The organism is Variovorax sp. W1I1 (assembly GCF_030815625.1).
In the GTDB taxonomy this organism is placed as follows: Bacteria; Pseudomonadota; Gammaproteobacteria; order Burkholderiales; family Burkholderiaceae_C; genus Variovorax; species Variovorax paradoxus_C.
In genome coordinates this window covers 2,355,859-2,373,124 of sequence record NZ_JAUSWZ010000001.1, presented here as the reverse complement: position 1 = coordinate 2,373,124, position 17,266 = coordinate 2,355,859, and the positions used below count along the sequence as shown (strand labels likewise).

Here is a 17,266-nt window from a genome sequence, read left to right as displayed (position 1 = left end):
CCTCCATGACCATCACTCTTGGCCGGCGAACCAATGTTCGCGGGCTTTCAAGATGAGGGCTTTGGCGTCATCGGCGCTGTGGCCGGTGATCTCGGTGAGTTCATCGACCGCGAGGTCGGCGAGGTCGTCACGGGTGTTCACACCCGCTTCGGCCAACTTGGGAATCAGCTCGGGGTCCAGGCCTTCGAGGTCGCGCAGGTTCTGCGATACCGACGACTGGGTCTCGACGCCCTCTTCCTTGGCGATTTCCATGGTCAGCAGCGCATCCTTGGCACGCGAGCGCAGCTCATTGATGGTGTCTTCGTCGAACGCTTCGATCTCGAGCATTTCGGAAATCGGCACATAGGCGACTTCTTCCAGGCTGTTGAAGCCTTCGGAGATCAGGATGTCGGCGATTTCTTCATCGACATCGAGCTTTTCCATGAAGAGCTTGCGGCTGGCATCCGTTTCGGTCGCCTGCTTCTGGGCCGACTCGTTGGCGTCCATGATGTTGATCTTCCAACCGGTGAGGTCGGAAGCCAGGCGCACGTTCTGGCCGCCGCGGCCGATGGCGATGGCGAGGTTTTCCTCGTCGACCACCACGTCCATGGCGTGCTTTTCTTCGTCCACCACGATCGAGGACACATTGGCCGGGGCCAGGGCACCGATCACGAATTGGGCCGGATCTTCGCTCCACAGCACGATGTCGACGCGCTCGCCGGCGAGCTCGTTGGTCACGGCGTTGACGCGGGTGCCGCGCACGCCGACGCAGGTGCCGATCGGGTCGACACGCTTGTCGTGCGAAAGCACGGCGATCTTGGCGCGCGAACCCGGGTCACGGGCACAGCTCTTGATTTCGAGCAGGCCCTGTTCGATTTCGGGCACTTCCTGACGGAATAGCTCGATCATGAATTCGGGCGCCGAGCGCGACAGGATGATCGGCGCGCCGCGCAGCGTCAGGTCGACTTCCATGATCATGGCCCGCACGCGGTCGCCATTACGCAGGTTTTCCTTAGCGATCATCTCGCTGCGGCGCAGGCGCCCTTCGACGCGGCCGGCCTCCACGATGATGTCGCCCTTGTCCAGGCGCTTGACAGTGCCCACGAAGATCTTGTCGCCGCGCGACATGAAGTCGTTGAGCAGCATCTCGCGCTCGGCGTCGCGGATCTTCTGCAGGATGACCTGCTTGGCGGCCATGGCGCCGATGCGGCCGATCGGCACCGAGTCCACCGCTTCTTCGATGTACTCGCCGACTTCGATGTCCGACATTTCTTCCTTGGCTTCGAACAGGAGGATTTCCTGGTCGGGCAGCTGCAGGCCGGCTTCGTCGGGAACGACGTGCCAGCGACGGAAGGTTTCGTAGTCGCCGCTGTCGCGATCGACGGCGACGCGGATGTCCACATCGCCCTGATGGAGCTTCTTGGTGGCTTGCGCCAGTGCGGATTCGACCGCGCCGAAGACGACGTCACGCTCGACGTTCTTCTCGCGCGAGATCGCATCCACCAACATCAACATTTCGCGATTCATGCCACCACTCCTCTTGTCAGTCAGGAACGTTCGTTCCGTCGTCAATGTCCGAAAAACCCGGTTGGGTTTTGGCCTTGCGGCCCTTGAAATCCACAATCGGCGCGAGCCGCGCATCGCGCAGCTCGTCCAATACGAAGCCCAGCGCATGCAACGGTGCAGGCGCGCGCTTCTTGCTCACTTTTTGACCCGGCTTGGGCTTGGGCGCATCGCTCCAGACGATTTGCCAGCCCGGGGCTGCGTCAGCCCCTTCTGCCTTTTCAGCACGCTCCAGCGTGCCGCGAAATTTCTTGCGGGTGGCGGACACCTGGCCCGCCGCCGCTGCGCCCATGGGCGCCTTGAGCGTGAGGTCGATCACCGAACCCACGAAACGCTCGAAATCCTGCTCGTTGCGCAACGGCCTGTCGATACCGGGCGAGGACACCTCGAGCCGCTTGTAGTCGACACCATCGACCTCGAGCGCGAACTGCAGTTGCCGCGTGACCTTCTCGCAGTCTTCGACCGTCACGAAGGGCTCTGGCACACCGGCCGCCACAGCCTCGGAGGTGGGGGCCGTCCAAGGCAAATCAATCGTCACGCGCAGCAATCCCCCGGCCGAGCGCTCGATCTCGACCAGGTCGTAGCCAAGACCGGCCACGGTTTGTTCCACTATTTGCTGCAATGCCACGTGTTCGAAAGTGCCTTTTAAATACTCAATTCGCCGAATTCGCGATATCCGCCAATGCACGAATGCCGCGTTCTCAGCGAACGTAACGAATGATCAAGAATGCATAGACCAAAAAAAACGGGCGGTTGGTACCCGCCCGTTTGGTCGTGAGCCTCGAATTATATGCTATTCGTGTGATAAATGAAGGGGCTTTGGTGCTCAGCCAGCATTCAAACGGCGAGATTTCGACCAGACCACCGCAAACAGCACCGCGCCGAGCGCCAGTGCAGCCGCCGCAACCAGTAATGGCTGCTCGAAGGAGCCCGTGCGCTGGGCCAGCGGCGCCGCGAACAGCGGCCCGATGATCTGCCCCACTCCATAGGACGCCGTGGCGTAGCCGATCAGCCCCGCCGCTGAATTGCCGCGCAGCCGGCGCGCCTCTCGCATGGCAAAAAGCGTGATCGCGGTGAACGGCATCCCGAGCAGCAGGCTGCCCAGCGCGAACCCGCCGATCGTGGGCCAAGCCACGGAGAGCACCACGCCGAGCGCCTGCAGCGCATAGGCGGCCGCCAGCAGCAGCCGGTTGTCCCAATGGGTGGGCGCGCGGGCACCGATCAACGCGCCGGGAATGATGGCCGCGCCGAACAGCGGCCAGAAGAAGTCGGGCCAGGACGATTCGGGCAGCGCCTGGCGCGCGATCAGGGGCAGGAAGGTGGCCGTGATGATGTAGCCGAAGCCTGCCAGCCCATAGAGCGCCACCAGCCAGATCGCGTCGCTGCGATCCGCGCCTGACGCCGTGGCGCTGCTTGCGGCCACAGGCGCCTTCGTGCCGCTGCCCTGCGCGGCTTCACCGTCATCGAACACCCGCCAGATGATCGCGATGAGCACCACGGCCAGCAAGCCCAGCCCGATCCAGCCCACCTCCGAACCCCAGCGCCCCAGCGCGCCGCCGAGCAGACCGGTCATGGCGATCCCGATGCCCGGCCCCGTATAGATCACGCCGGCCAGCATCGGCGAATTCGTTTCGGCCAGCCGCCGCAGGCCCCAGCCCGAGGCGAACACGAAGACCCAGGCGCTCATCACACCCGCCGCCGCCCGCAGGATGCCCCAGCCCGTGAAGCTGTGGAGCAGGCCCATGCCGATCAGCAAGGCCGCCGTCGCGGCCAGCCCGCCCCGGACCATGCTCGACGCCTTGATCCCGATGCCCGCGCAGCTCACCGCCCCGAGGAAATAGCCCAGGTAGTTGAGCGACGCCAGCACCCCGCCCCCGGCCAGTTCCAGTTTCCCCTCGCCCAGCATGATGGGCAGCATCGGCGTGAAGGCGAATCGCCCGAGACCCATCGCCACCGCCAGCGTGACCATGCAGGCCAGCGCTGCGCGCCAGGCGCCGCGGCGGTCCTGTCCGTTTACCGACATTTCTTCTTCTCTTTTCTTTTTATTCCAGCAGCGCGGCGGCCACCAGCTTTTGCGTATAGGGATGCTCCGGCGCATCCAGCACGCGCTCGACAGTCCCGGTCTCGAGAATCGCCCCGTCCTTCATCACGATGACCTGGTGCGCCATGGCGCGGATGACCTCGACGTCATGGGTGATCAGCAAATAGCTCAGTCCCCGCTCGCGCTGCAGGCGCTGCAACAGGCCCAGCACCTGCTTCTGGATCGTCACATCGAGCGCGCTGGTCGGCTCGTCGAGCACCAGCAGTTGCGGATCGACGATCAAGGCACGCGCAATCGCGAGGCGTTGTCTTTGCCCACCCGAGAACTCGTGCGGATAGCGGTCGAGCAGCGCGGGAAACTGCGCCTCGGTCAGCCCCACGTCCGCCAGCGCAGTGAGCGAGCGAGCCCTGCGCGCCTTCGTATCGAGTTCCGGTGCGTGGACGCGCAGGCCCTCCCCCACGATCTGCTCGACCGTCATGCGCGGCGAGAGCGAAGAGAACGGGTCCTGGAACACCACCTGCATCGTGCGGCGAAGCGCCAGGTCCGATGCGCGATCGACAGCCCACCCCTTGCCATCCACTTTCAGCTCTCCCCGATGCTTCAGCAGCCCCAACGCCGCGAGCGCCAGCGTCGACTTGCCCGAGCCCGACTCGCCGACCACACCCAGCGTCTCGCCCGGCACGATGCGGAAATCGGCGCCCTGCACCGCAATGAATTCGCCCTTGCGGAACCACCCGGCGAAGCCGGGCCTCGGCACCGGATAGCTCACGCGCAGGGCCTTGGCTTCGAGCAGAGGGGCTGCGTCTGCCCGCGCCGCCACCGCCGCCACGTCGCGCTCCGGATGGCTGTCGATCAGCTTGCGGGTGTAGGCGTGCTGCGGGGCGTCGAAGACCGTGGCCACGGTGCCGTGCTCGACGATGTGGCCGTTCTCCATCACCGCCACGCGGTCGGCAAAACGGCGCACGAGGTTCAGGTCGTGGGTGATCAGCAGCACGGCCATGCCGTACTTGCGCTGCAACTCGGCGAGCAACTCGAGGATCTGCGCGCGCACCGTGACGTCGAGCGCGGTGGTCGGTTCGTCGGCTAGCAGGAGGCGCGGCTTGCAGGCGAGTGCCATCGCGATCATGGCGCGCTGGCGCTGGCCGCCTGAGAGCTGGTGAGGCAACGACCTCGCCCGCCGCGCGGGCTCCGGAATGCCGGTGTCGGCCAGCAACTGGACTGCCGCCGCTTGTGCCGCGCGGGCGGACAGCCCTTCGTGCAGCTCCAGCACCTCGGCGATCTGGTCGCCCACGCTGTAGAGCGCGTTGAGCGCAGTCATCGGCTCCTGGAAGATCATCGCGATCTCCTTGCCGCGGATGCCTCGCAGCTCGCGCTCGGGAATCGCCAGCAGGTCGCGTGCACCCTGCGAGGGTTCGGGAGCGAAGAGTTGCGCGACGCCCGCGAGGTCAGCGTTCTGCACCAGCCGCAGCAGCGACAGCGCTGTGACGGTCTTGCCCGAGCCCGATTCACCCACCAGCGCGAGTTTTTCGCCCGCGGCAATCTGGAAGTCGATGCCGTGCACGACCTCCTTGCCGCTGAAGGAGACCTGCAGGCCCTTCGCGTCAAGCAAGGGCTTCTTCATGGTTAGATTCATGTCGCTCACTTGTCGGCCTTCCGCGGATCGAGCGCATCGCGCAGCGCGTCACCCATGAAGGTCAGCAGCATGAGCGTGATGACCAGCACGCCGAAGGTCGACAGCGAGATCCACCAAGCATCGATATTGGCCTTGCCCTGGCTCAGCAACTCGCCGAGAGATGGGGTCCCCGGCGGCACGCCCAGGCCCAGGAAATCGAGCGAGGTCAGCGCCAGAATCGCCGCGCTCATGCGAAACGGCAGGAAAGTGACGACAGGCACCATGCTGTTCGGCAGGATGTGGCGCCACATGATCTGCAGGTTGCTCACGCCGAGCGCACGCGCGGCGCGCACGTAATCCATCTGGCGGTTGCGCAGGAACTCGGCGCGTACGTAGTCGGCAAGGCCCATCCAGCCGAACAGGCTCAGGAGCACCAGGAGCAGGGTCACGCTCGGCGCAAAGATGGCGCTGAAGATGATCAACAGATAAAGCTCCGGCATCGAGCCCCAGATTTCGATGAAGCGTTGGAACGCGAGGTCGGTCTTGCCGCCGAAGAAGCCCTGGATGGCACCGGTGACGATGCCGAGCACAACGCCGATTGCCGTCAACGCCAGTCCGAACAGCACGCTCACGCGAAACCCGTAGATCAACTGCGCCAGCAGGTCGCGGCCGCGGTCGTCGGTTCCGAAGATGTTCTCGCCGGACGGGGCCGCGGGATTTGGCTGCTTCGCGAAATAGTTGAGCGTGCGAGGGCCGTAGCGATTGGGCGCGTAAATCGCCCAGTTGTCGCCCTTGGTGATGCGCTCCTCGATGAACGGGTCGAGATAGTCCGCCGGCGTCTCAAAATCGCCGCCGAAGGTTTTCTCGGAATAGTCGCGCAACACGGGGAAATACGTCGTCCCCTCGTAGCGCACAACAAGCGGCTTGTCGGTGGAGAGGAACTCGGCAAAAAGACTCAGCACCACGAGCACCGAGAAGATGAGCAAGCTCCAGAAACCCAGCGGGTTGCGGCGGAAGCGGCGCCATGCGCGGCGCCCGGGGCTGATGGACACAGGTGCGCTAGTCAAACTTCACCCTCGGATCGACCCAGACATAACAAAGATCGGAGATGAGCTTGGTCACCAGTCCGATCAACGTGAAGAGATACAGCGTGCCCAGTACCACCGGGTAGTCGCGGCGGATCACGCTCTCGTAGCTCAGCAGGCCCAGCCCGTCGAGCGTGAACAACGTTTCGATCAAGAGCGCACCGGTGAAAAAGGCACCGATGAAGGCCGCGGGAAAGCCGGTGATGATCGGGATCAGCGCGTTGCGGAAGACGTGCTTCCACAGCACCTGGCGCTCGCCCAGCCCCTTGGCACGCGCCGTCGTCACGTACTGTTTGCGAATTTCTTCAAGGAAGGAGTTCTTGGTCAGCATGGCGGTGACCGCGAAGCTACCGAGCACCATGGAAGTCACCGGCAGCGCAATGTGCCACAGGTAGTCGATGATGCGCGCGCCCCAAGCCATGGACTCCCAATTGGGAGATGTCAGCCCGCGCAGCGGAAACCACTGCAGCTTGCCGCCGAAGATCACGAGCAGTGCCACGCCCAGCACGAAACTGGGGATCGCATAGCCGATCAGCACGATCAGCGTGGTGCCGAAGTCGAAGCGCGACCCTGCGCGCACAGCCTTGGCAACTCCCAGTGGAACGGCGATGAGATAGCTGATGAAGAAGGTCCACAAGCCCAGGCTGATCGATACCGGGAGCTTTTCCTTGACCAGTTCCCACACGGCCTTGCGCTGGTAGAAGCTCGTGCCCAGGTCGAAACGCGCATACGACTTGAGCATGATCCAGAGGCGCTCGTGAGCTGGTTTGTCGAAGCCGTAGAACTGCTTGATTTCCTCGATACGCTGCGGATCCAGACCCTGGCGGCCGCGGTAGCCGGCGCCGCCGGTAGAAGCGCGCTCACCGCCCGAATCACGCCCTTGCAATTGGGACACCAATTGCTCCACCGGTCCGCCGGGAACGAACTGAATCACTGCAAAAGTGACGATCAGCACGCCAAGCAGCGTGGGAATCATCAGCAGCAGGCGCTTGAGGATGTAGCTCGCCATGGATATGTGCCCAGTCGTCTTTATTTGTTCGAGGGCGAAGCCGACCAGGTCGACAACGCCCAGTCGTCGGCCTGGTAATACCGTGGAATTGTCGATGGCAGCACGAAGCGGGCCGGGCGGTAGCCGATCAGGAAGGCACTGCCGTAGTAGTGCGGGATCGAGTAGTAGCCGTGCGAAAGCACCCGGTCCAATGCGCGCATGGCCGTCGCCAGTTCCGGTCGTGTGGTGGCGGCCACCACCTTGCCCAGGATTGCATCGACGGCCGGGTCCGAAATGCCCCAGGCATTGGACGACCCCGGGGTTGCCGCCGCCTTCGAACCGAACAATTCGAACAGCTCGCCACCCGGGGCCGTGCTGCCGGGAATCCGTCGCGAGGTCATCTCGAAATCGAAGTTGTCCATGCGCTGCTGCGCGAGAGAAAAATCGACCGTACGGAATGTCATCTCGATGCCGAGCTTTCTCAATGCCGACTGCATCGGTGTCGCTACGCGAATCAATGAAGGCTGATCGTTGAGGAACTCGACGGTAAGCGCCTCACCCTTTGCATTGCGCAGCGCGCCGTCGCGATAAGTCCAGCCCGCTTCGGCCAACAATGCTCTCGCCTTGCGCAGGTTCTCGCGCAGGCTCCCCGGCGGGGCCGTGCTCGGCGAAATCACGGCGGGGCCGAAGACTTCGGGCCGCAGCTTCGAGCGCAGCGGCTCCAGCAATGCCAACTCATCAGGCTTCGGCAAGCCTTCGGCATGGAACTCACTGTTCGGAAAGTACCCCTGAACCCGGGTATAGAGCCCGTAAAACAGTTGGCGATTGAGCCACTCGAAGTCCATGGCAAGTCCGATGGCTTGGCGCACCCGGATGTCCTTGAACTTCTCCTTGCGCATGTTCAGCACGTAACCCTGGAAGTCGCCGGGGTTGTGGTTCTCGAAGGCCCGTTTGGCGATTTCACCTGTATCGAACTGCTTTCCCGTGTACTGACGCGCCCAATTGCGCGAACTGAATTCGCGCATGAAGTCGAATTCGCCGGCCTTGAGCCCTTCGAATCGCGAGGTCTCGTCAAGATAGACCTTGAAGGTGATGCGATCGAAGTTGAACTGGCCCTTGCGAACGGGCAAGTCGGCGCCCCAGTATTTCAGGTCGCGCACGTAGGTGATGTCGCGACCCAGGCGGTCGCTGGCGGGCCTGTAGAGTCCCGACGCGATGGGCAGCTCGGTTGTGATCTGGTCAAAAGGCTTGCCGCCGCCCCATGCACGGCTGAAGACCGGCATGCCACCCACGACCAGCGGCAGCTCGCGGTTCGGGCTCGAGAAATCGAAACGTACGGTGCGCTCGTCAACCGCCACGACCTTCTTGACCTCGGCGTAGATCGTGCGGTACTGCGGCGCAGCCAGCTTGCCGGTGAGCGTATTGAATGAATACACCACATCGGCCGCCAGCACCGGCGAGCCGTTGTTGAACTTCGCCTTGGGATTGAGGCGAAAGGTCGCCGACAGGCGATCGGGGGCCACGTCCACATCTTCGGCCAGCAGGCCATACGCCGTGGTCGGCTCTTCGAGATTTCCCATGAGCAGGCTCTCGAACATCAACGGACCGATATCCGAGGGTGCCGTTCCCTTGAGCGTGAACGGATTGAACTTGTCGAAGTTGGTGGGCCGGGTGGGCGGCACCATCCGGATCTCGCCTCCTTTGGGCGCATCAGGATTCACATAGTCGAAATGCGTAAACCCCGGGGGGTACTTGATGTCCCCGAACTGCGCATAGGCATGGGCAGCCCACGAGGGAGCCGCCGAGAGTGCCAACGTCATCCAAAGCAGCCAACCTCGCATGCGAGAATTCTGCCCAAGATTTTCACAAGGCAATTTCATGGGCTTTCTTTCCGGCAAAAAACTGTTGATCACCGGTGTGTTGAGCAATCGCTCGATCGCTTACGGCATCGCCAAGGCGTGCCACGAACAAGGCGCGGAACTCGCCTTCAGTTATGTCGGCGAGCGATTCAAGGACCGTATCACCGAATATGCCGCAGACTTCGATTCGAAATTGATTTTCGACTGCGACGTGAGCGACGACGCGCAGATCGACAAGCTCTTCGCCGACCTCGCCCAGACCTGGCCGAAGTTCGACGGCTTCGTGCACAGCATCGGCTTCGCCCCCCGCGAGTCCATCGCCGGCGACTTCCTCGACGGCCTCTCGCGCGAAGGCTTCAAGATCGCGCACGACATCAGCGCGTACAGCTTCCCGGCCATGGCCAAGGCGGCCCTGCCCTACCTCAACGACAAGTCGGCGCTGCTCACGCTGACCTACCTGGGCGCCGAGCGGGCGCTGCCGAACTACAACACCATGGGCCTGGCCAAGGCCTCGCTCGAAGCCTCGGTGCGCTACACCGCCTCGTCGCTCGGCCCGAAGGGCATGCGCGTGAACGGCATCAGCGCGGGCCCGATCAAGACGCTGGCCGCGAGCGGCATCAAGGGCTTCGGCAAAATGCTGGCTGCCGTGGCCGACGCATCGCCGATCCGCCGCAACGTGACCATCGAGGAAGTGGGCAACGTCGCCGCTTTCCTGCTGAGCGACCTGGCGAGCGGCGTGACGGCCGAGATCACCTACGTGGACGGCGGCTTCAGCAACGTCGTCGGGGGCATGGCCGAATAAGGTCTGTTGGACCCGGCAAGCGGCCGCCCTGCGGCCGTTCTTCGCTATCCCGCTATTCATTCCATAGCATCGTGCTGAACCGACGCTCCCTTTTGCTCGCGACCCTGGGCCTGGCCCTGGTCCAACCGGCGCTTGCGCGCAACGCCGCGCCCTCGCTGATGCTGGCCGACGTCTACCGCCCCGGCATGTCGCTGGCAGATTACTGGGTCAGCGAGAAATACGACGGCGTGCGCGGCTATTGGGACGGCAAGCAGCTCTGGACACGCGGTGGCGAGCCCGTTGCGGCGCCCGCGTGGTTCATCGCGTCGCTGCCCAAGCAACCGCTCGACGGTGAGTTGTGGGCGGGTCGCGGTCGGTTCTCGCATGCGGTCTCCACCGCGCGCAGCCAGACGCCCAACGACGTCGCCTGGCGCGAGATGCGCTTCATGGTGTTCGACATGCCGGCGCAGCCCGGCGACTTCACCGCCCGTTTGGCGGCACTGCGCAAGCTGCTCCCGATCACCGACGCGCCGTGGGTCGTCCTCGTGCCGCAGGAACGCGCCACCACGCACGCCGAGCTGCAGGCCCTGCTCGACAAGACGGTGAAGATGGGCGGCGAAGGCTTGATGCTGCACCGTGGCAGCTCCCTCTACCGTGGCGAGCGCAACAACGACCTGCTCAAGGTCAAGCCCTACGACGATGCCGAGGCCCGGGTGGTGGGCCACGTGACCGGCAAGGGCCGCAACAGCCACCGGCTCGGCGCCCTGGTCGTCGAGACGCCCGAGGGCAAGCGCTTCAAGCTCGGCAGCGGCTTGACCGATGCCGAGCGCGAGAACCCGCCCGCCATCGGCGCCTGGGTCACCTACCGCTTCAATGGCACGAATGCCAGCGGCCTGCCGCGGTTTGCGCGCTTCATGCGGGTGCGCGACGACGCCCCGCACTCCTGACCCTGATTGATCAGCCGGCCTTGCGCACGCAGTCGGCGTAATAGCGCTTCTTGCCCGTCTCGTCGATGCGCGCCACGAGGCCGTGGATGTCGGTCTCGAAACCCGGGCACTGCAGGTTGAATTCGCGCGAGAACTTCAGGTAGTCGACGATCTTCTTGTTGAACACTTCGCCCGGAATCAGGAGCGGAATGCCCGGCGGGTACGGCGTGATCAGGCTGGTCGTGATGCGGCCTTCGAGCTCGTCGATTTCCACGCGCTCGGTCTTCCTGTGCGCGATGTGGGCGAAGGCGTCGCTCGGCTTCATGGCCGGCGTGAGGTCGCTCAGGTACATCTCGGTCGTCAGGCGCGCCACGTCGTAGCGTGCATAGAGTTGATGGATGTGCTGGCACAGGTCGCGCAGGCCCAGGCGCTCGTAGCCCGGGTGCTGCTGGCAGAACTCGGGAAGGATGCGCCACATCGGCTGGTTGCGCGCGTAGTCGTCCTTGAACTGCTGCAGCGCCGTGAGCAGCGTGTTCCAGCGACCCTTGGTGATGCCGATGGTGAACATGATGAAGAAGCTGTACAGGCCCGTCTTCTCGACAATCACGCCGTGCTCGGCGAGGAACTTGGTCACCACGCTCGCGGGAATGCCGGTCTCGGCGAAGTTGCCTTCGAGGTCGAGGCCGGGCGTCACGATGGTCGACTTGATCGGGTCGAGCATGTTGAAGCCATCGGCCAGGTCGCCGAAGCCGTGCCAGTTGCGCGGGCTCTTCTTGTTCTTGGGCTTTCCGTCCTTCTCGCCCTTCATGATCCAGTCGTCGGCGCGGCCGATGCCTTCGTCGACGAGCTTTTCGGGGCCCCAGACCTTGAACCACCACTCGTCCTTGCCGAACTCTTCCTCGACCTTGCGCATGGCGCGGCGGAAGTCGAGCGCTTCGAGAATGCTCTCCTCCACCAGCGCGGTGCCGCCGGGCGGCTCCATCATCGCGGCCGCCACGTCGCAGCTCGCGATGATCGCGTACTGCGGGCTGGTGGACGAGTGCATCAGATAGGCCTCGTTGAAGAGGTCACGGTCGAGCGCGCGGTTCTGCGAGTCCTGCACGAGCACGTGGCTCGCCTGGCTGATGCCGGCCAGCAGCTTGTGTGTGGACTGCGTGGCGAACACCAACGATTCCTTCGGACGCACGCGGCGCTTGCCCATCGCGTGATAGGCGCCGTAGAACGGGTGGAAAGCGGCGTGCGGCAGCCAGGCCTCGTCGAAGTGCAGCGTGTCGACGTAGCCGTCGAGCATATTCTTGATGGTCTCGGTGTTGTAAATCACGCCGTCGTAGGTCGACTGGGTGAGCGTCATCACGCGCGGCTTGACCTTCTCGTGGTCCACGTCGGCCAGCAGCGGGTTTGCCTTGATCTTGGCCTTGATGGCGCTTTGCTCGAACTCGCTCTTGGGAATCGGGCCGATGATGCCGAAATGGTTGCGCGTGGGCTTCATGAACACCGGAATCGCGCCGGTCATGATGATCGCATGCAGGATCGACTTGTGGCAGTTGCGGTCGACCACCACGACGTCGTCGGGCGCCACCGTGTGGTGCCACACCATCTTGTTGCTGGTGCTGGTGCCGTTGGTCACGAAGAAGCAGTGGTCGGCGTTGAAGATCCGCGCCGCATTGCGCTCGCTGGCCGCCACCGGGCCGGTGTGGTCGAGCAGTTGGCCCAGTTCTTCTACCGCGTTGCAGACGTCGGCGCGCAGCATGTTCTCGCCGAAGAACTGATGGAACATGCGGCCCACCGGGCTCTTCAAGAACGCCACGCCGCCCGAGTGGCCCGGGCAGTGCCAGGAGTACGAGCCGTCTTCCGCATAGTCGATCAGCGCCCTGAAGAACGGCGGCTGCACCCCTTCCAGGTAGCTCTTGGCCTCGCGGATGATGTGGCGCGCCACGAACTCCGGCGTGTCCTCGAACATGTGGATGAAGCCGTGCAGCTCCCGCAGGATGTCGTTCGGAATGTGGCGCGCGGTTTTCGTCTCGCCGTAGATGTAGATGGGCACGTCCGCGTTCTTGCGCCGCACCTCGCCGATGAAGGTGCGCAGGTTCAGCACGGCAGGATCGAGGTCGGGGCCGACCGTGAATTCCTCGTCGTCGATCGACAGGATGAAGGCACTGGCTCGGCTTTGCTGCTGCGCGAATTGGCTCAGGTCGCCGTAGCTCGTGACGCCCAGCACTTCGAAGCCCTCGCTTTCGAAGGCCTGCGCGAGCGCGCGAATGCCGAGGCCCGAAGTGTTTTCGGAGCGGAAGTCCTCGTCGATGATGACAATGGGAAAGCGAAATTTCATGAGCGGGGCTCCGGACAGGCAATGAGGCGCGAAGTGTACGGAATTCAGATGAAGAATTCGGTCAGCCTGATGCAAGACATTCGAGCGATGACGGCATGAGGCACTCCCCTGGGGCCAGTACCCCTACGTGAGGCAAGCGCATGGCGCCGTATGCCTCAGAATGGCGCGCATCGAACAAGCAAAAAGAGGAGTTGTCATGGCGAATTCCACCATTTGGTGGCTGATCGCGGGCGCCGCCATCGTGGTCGAGCTGCTCTCGGGCACGGTCTACCTGCTTCTGCTGGCGGCCGGCTTCGCGGCAGCCGCCATCGCGGCGCACCTGGGCTTCGGCACCATCACCCAATTGATCGTCGCGGCTGTGATCGGCGTGGGGGCCGTACTGGTCTGGTACTCGATCCAGCGCAAGCGCCCGCGGGCAGCGGGCGCCGGCACCAACCGCGACGTGAATCTCGACATTGGCGAGAGCGTGCAGGTCGATGCATGGAACTCCGACGGCACCGCCACCGTGCGCTACCGCGGCGCTCAATGGACGGTAGTGCAGCGCGCAGGGCATGCGCCTTCGACGGGCGAGCACCGCGTGGTCGAGGTGGTCGGCAGCCGCCTCGTCGTCGACAAGATCTAGTCAGTCAGAACTCAAGAACTCGGAACAAGGAAGAGCACCATGGAATTTTCGGTCCCCCTCATCATCCTGGTCATCGCGATCATCTTCATCAGCCAGTCGGTCAAGTTCGTGCCGCAGCAGAACGCCTGGGTGCGCGAGCGTCTGGGCAAGTACCACGGCACCATGACGCCCGGCCCCAATTTCCTGATCCCGTTCATCGACCGGGTGGCCTACAAGCACAGCCTGAAGGAAATTCCGCTCGACGTGCCGAGCCAGATCTGCATCACGCGCGACAACACACAGCTGCAGGTCGACGGCATCCTGTACTTCCAGGTGACCGACCCGATGCGCGCGAGCTACGGCTCGTCGAACTACATCGTGGCTGTGACGCAACTTGCGCAAACGTCGCTGCGCAGCGTGATCGGCAAGCTCGAGCTCGACAAGACCTTCGAGGAGCGCGACGTCATCAACGCCCAGGTGGTAGCCGCCATCGACGAGGCTGCGCTCAACTGGGGCGTGAAGGTGCTGCGCTACGAAATCAAGGACCTGACGCCGCCGAAGGAAATCCTCTTGGCCATGCAAGCGCAGATCACCGCCGAGCGCGGCAAGCGCGCGCTGATCGCAGCTTCGGAAGGCCGTCGCCAGGAGCAGATCAACATCGCCACCGGCGAGCGCGAGGCCTTCATTGCCCGCTCCGAGGGTGAGAAGCAGGCCCAGATCAACAACGCACAGGGCGAGGCAGCCGCGATCACTGCGGTGGCCACGGCGACTGCGGATGCCATCGAACGCGTGGCAGCGGCCATCCAGAAGCCGGGCGGCGAGCAGGCCGTGCAGCTCAAGGTGGCGGAGCGTGCGGTCGATGCCTATGGCAAGGTCGCGGCCGATTCCAAGACCACGCTGATCGTGCCGAGCAACATGAGCGAGACGGCAGCACTCATCGCTTCGGCCATGCGCATGGTCCAGGCCGGCAAGCCATCGAATCCGGCCTGAGCGACTGCTACAATCGTGGGCTCAGGAGCGGTGGATGAGCGGTTTAAGTCGCACGCCTGGAAAGCGTGTGAGGGTTAATAGCCCTCCGCGGGTTCGAATCCCGCCTGCTCCGCCAGAGATTGATTGTTCGTAACCGTTCGCGAACATGCAGATAGCAAGAAGCCCAAGTCGCCACAAGCACTTGGGCTTTTTTGTGTTCCAGAGTGTCATATGACACGTTGCTTCATAACTACCAGGGTCAAGCCACCGACGCTCCCGTCCAGCGGTACGATCCAAAGGTTTTACTTTCAAGCGCGAAAATTTTCGCAAGGAGCCTCGATGGCCGGACAGACCTCAACGACGCCGCGTGACAAGACCTCCCTCGACAGGACGCTTCAAAAGAGCGAAGAAGTCGCTGCCGACGTGCAGCGGGCATCGGACAACCTGGCCGTGGTGAGCACGGTGCTCGAGCAGGAACTGCCTGACGAGATCCAGGTCGGCGAGGTGGCGCAGGCCATCGAGCACACAAACCAGCTCGAAGAAAAGCTGGCCAAGTCCGCAGAGAAACTGGCCGAGGTGAATGCCGCGCTGAGCGAAGAGATCGAGAAGCGCCTCGAGGCGACCGCCGAGCGCGACGAGAGCCTGGCACTGGCCGAAAAGCTCAAGGCAAAGATCCGGACCAACGACTCGGACTGAATCAGCCAGGAACTGCGCCCCTCGGTCCGTCGTCTCCCTTCTCCTACGCTGCGACCACGTGCGCCACGCTACGCTATTGGTTCTCAAAGCGAAACCAAGGCATGTCCCTCATCACGTTCCTCGTCGAGGACAACAAGACCATCAGAGACAACCTGGTGCCGGCACTGGAAGACCTGGTGAATGGCCGGGTCGTCGGCTTTGCCGAGACCGAGTCGGATGCGCTGGCCTGGCTTGCGGCCCATCCCGATGACTGGCAACTCCTGATCGTCGACCTGTTCCTGAAAGAAGGCTCCGGCCTGGGCGTCCTGGCCGGCTGCAAGACCCGTTCGGAGGCCCAACGGGTCGTGGTGCTGAGCAACTACGTGACTGCGGACATCCGGGCCCGATGCGAGGCGCTGGGTGCCGACGCCGTGTTCGACAAGTCCCGGGATCTCGATGCCTTCATCGAGTACTGCAACACCGACCGCCCCTCGGGCCTCGCCGAACTCTGACGCTGCCGCGATCGCCCGTCTGACCCGTCCTGAATTGCGTTGACACCCAAATAGCCGGCCTCAGCCGACCACGGACGCCCGATGCACAGCATCGGGCGTTTGCATTTTGAGCGACAGATGGGGCCGCTCGTGGTTGTAGATATGCACGGACTCGGCCACCAGTCGTCTGGCCTGAGCCAGGTCAGCTGGCTGGCTCAGCAGGAATTCGGTCTTGAGGATGCCATTGATGCGCTCGGCCAGTGCGTTCTGGTAGCAGTCGTAGCCGTCGGTCATCGAGCACTTCAGGCCATGGCGGCGATGCAGCGCCTGATAGTAGTTCGAGCAGTATTGGATGCCGCGATCAGAGTGATGCACGAGTTGCTCGCGCGTCTTTCGCTCGCGCAGCGCCATCTTCAGGGCCCGCGCCACCTCCTCCGTCTGCAGGCTGGCATGGACGTGCCAGCCCACGATCTTGCGGGAATGCGCGTCGGTGACCAAGCTGAGGTAGACCACCTTGTCGACCGTGGGCAGGTACGTGATGTCGGCCACCCACAGCTGCTCGCTGCGCGTGACGCGAATCTGCGTAGGCCCCGCTTTGACCAGGTTCGGGTGGCGGCGAAAGCGATGATGGCTGTCCGTCGTCTTGTGGTACGCCCGGCGGTTCGCCACAAGCAGGCGCGCGTTGCGCAGCACGTCGAACATCGCATCACGCCCCAATTCGATGCCTTGGCGCTGCAACGGCTCACGCAGCAGGTAGTGCAGCTTGCGCGTACCCAGTCTCGGCTGGCGCATGCGCTGTTCCTTGACCAACTGCACCACCGCTTCGGCGCGTTCGTGGCGCCGGGTGGCCCTGTGCTGGCCCTGGTAGTACGCCTGACGGCTGATGCCCATGTGGTGGCAGGCCCGCGTCACGCTCAGCCCTTGGACGAGGCCTTGCGCGAGGACTTGCCCGAAGGCTTTTTTACGACACGCACGCCGTGATCCTTCTTCAGGACCTCCAGCACCGCTTCGAACAACCGGGCCTTCTCCTGCGCCATGGCCAGTTGCGTTTCCAATTCCTTGATCCGCTGTTCTGGCGTCCGTGCAATGGCTGTCTTGTCGATCGGCATAGCCGCCGATGATGCCGCACGACCCCACCCCTGGCGACCGTGCTTGCGCAGCCAGTTCAACACTGTCGAGTTGCCCTGGATCCCATAGCGACTCTGCGCTTGGCCCCAGGTCAGCTCCCCTTTTTCCACTTGCTCGACGACAGCCAATTTGAAGGCCATCGTGTAGTCACGCTGAGTTCTCTTGACGCCTGTGCCCATTGCGCTTTTTCCTTTCACTGATGAAAGGTGTCAACGCTGGGCAGGACGGGTCAGGCACAT

Annotated in this window: 15 protein-coding genes and 1 tRNA gene; 7 read left to right on the top strand and 9 right to left on the bottom strand. The window is 63.6% G+C overall.

All coding sequences use genetic code 11. The annotated features are described in order from the left end of the window. Positions 1-12: 12 nt before the first annotated feature. The 7 genes from nusA to QFZ83_RS11220 form a co-directional block, all read right to left on the bottom strand. Entirely contained in the window at positions 13-1,506 is a 1,494-nt protein-coding gene (nusA, locus tag QFZ83_RS11250; protein WP_042576810.1) for a transcription termination factor NusA, read from the bottom strand. A 16-nt stretch (positions 1,507-1,522) separates the two neighbouring features. Continuing rightward, entirely contained in the window at positions 1,523-2,170 is a 648-nt protein-coding gene (rimP, locus tag QFZ83_RS11245) for a ribosome maturation factor RimP (RefSeq protein WP_013541267.1), read from the bottom strand. Between the two features lie 198 nt (positions 2,171-2,368). After that, entirely contained in the window at positions 2,369-3,565 is a 1,197-nt protein-coding gene (locus tag QFZ83_RS11240) for a YbfB/YjiJ family MFS transporter (protein ID WP_307506158.1), read from the bottom strand. Between the two features lie 19 nt (positions 3,566-3,584). After that, entirely contained in the window at positions 3,585-5,204 is a 1,620-nt protein-coding gene (locus QFZ83_RS11235) for an ABC transporter ATP-binding protein (RefSeq protein WP_307506155.1), read from the bottom strand. A gap of 17 nt (positions 5,205-5,221) precedes the next feature. Then, positions 5,222-6,247 carry an ABC transporter permease gene (locus tag QFZ83_RS11230; RefSeq protein WP_307506152.1) on the bottom strand — a complete coding sequence of 342 codons (1,026 nt, stop codon included), beginning with the start codon at positions 6,245-6,247 and terminating at the stop codon, positions 5,222-5,224. Positions 6,248-6,254: 7 nt separating this feature from the next. Continuing rightward, on the bottom strand, positions 6,255-7,289 hold the full coding sequence (locus tag QFZ83_RS11225; RefSeq protein WP_307506149.1) for a microcin C ABC transporter permease YejB: 1,035 nt from the start codon (positions 7,287-7,289) through the stop codon (positions 6,255-6,257). Positions 7,290-7,309: 20 nt separating this feature from the next. After that, positions 7,310-9,109 carry an extracellular solute-binding protein gene (locus QFZ83_RS11220; protein WP_307512688.1) on the bottom strand — a complete coding sequence of 600 codons (1,800 nt, stop codon included), beginning with the start codon at positions 9,107-9,109 and terminating at the stop codon, positions 7,310-7,312. A gap of 37 nt (positions 9,110-9,146) precedes the next feature. Here QFZ83_RS11220 and fabI point away from each other — a divergent pair, with 37 nt between their 5' ends. Both fabI and QFZ83_RS11210 read left to right on the top strand, forming a co-directional pair. Next, a complete protein-coding gene (fabI, locus tag QFZ83_RS11215; protein WP_013541261.1) occupies positions 9,147-9,929 on the top strand; it encodes an enoyl-ACP reductase FabI in 783 nt (260 codons plus the stop codon). Positions 9,930-10,000: 71 nt separating this feature from the next. Continuing rightward, on the top strand, positions 10,001-10,855 hold the full coding sequence (locus QFZ83_RS11210; RefSeq protein WP_307506147.1) for a DNA ligase: 855 nt from the start codon (positions 10,001-10,003) through the stop codon (positions 10,853-10,855). Positions 10,856-10,865: 10 nt separating this feature from the next. On the opposite strand, the gene QFZ83_RS11205 is transcribed toward QFZ83_RS11210, so the two are convergent. Further along, a complete protein-coding gene (locus QFZ83_RS11205) occupies positions 10,866-13,163 on the bottom strand; it encodes an arginine/lysine/ornithine decarboxylase (RefSeq protein ID WP_013541259.1) in 2,298 nt (765 codons plus the stop codon). A 196-nt stretch (positions 13,164-13,359) separates the two neighbouring features. Here QFZ83_RS11205 and QFZ83_RS11200 point away from each other — a divergent pair, with 196 nt between their 5' ends. From QFZ83_RS11200 to QFZ83_RS11180, 5 genes are all read left to right on the top strand, one after another. Beyond that, the gene (locus QFZ83_RS11200; protein WP_306879250.1) at positions 13,360-13,785 is read left to right on the top strand and encodes an NfeD family protein; all 426 of its coding nucleotides are present in this window, start codon (positions 13,360-13,362) and stop codon (positions 13,783-13,785) included. Positions 13,786-13,824: 39 nt separating this feature from the next. Beyond that, positions 13,825-14,754 (top strand): SPFH domain-containing protein, encoded by a 930-nt coding sequence (locus tag QFZ83_RS11195; protein ID WP_013541257.1) that lies wholly within the window; start codon positions 13,825-13,827, stop codon positions 14,752-14,754. A 24-nt stretch (positions 14,755-14,778) separates the two neighbouring features. Then, positions 14,779-14,869 (top strand) — tRNA-Ser (locus tag QFZ83_RS11190). Positions 14,870-15,072: 203 nt separating this feature from the next. Beyond that, a complete protein-coding gene (locus QFZ83_RS11185) occupies positions 15,073-15,429 on the top strand; it encodes a hypothetical protein (RefSeq protein ID WP_307506143.1) in 357 nt (118 codons plus the stop codon). 101 nt (positions 15,430-15,530) lie between these two features. Beyond that, complete coding sequence (locus tag QFZ83_RS11180; RefSeq protein ID WP_307506142.1) at positions 15,531-15,920, top strand: response regulator; 390 nt, start codon at positions 15,531-15,533, stop codon at positions 15,918-15,920. 60 nt (positions 15,921-15,980) lie between these two features. On the opposite strand, the gene QFZ83_RS11175 is transcribed toward QFZ83_RS11180, so the two are convergent. Then, a protein-coding gene (locus QFZ83_RS11175; protein ID WP_373457494.1) for an IS3 family transposase occupies positions 15,981-17,206 on the bottom strand; the annotation gives its coding sequence in 2 pieces (ribosomal slippage) (positions 15,981-16,864 and positions 16,864-17,206; 1,227 coding nt in all). Positions 17,207-17,266: the final 60 nt, after the last annotated feature.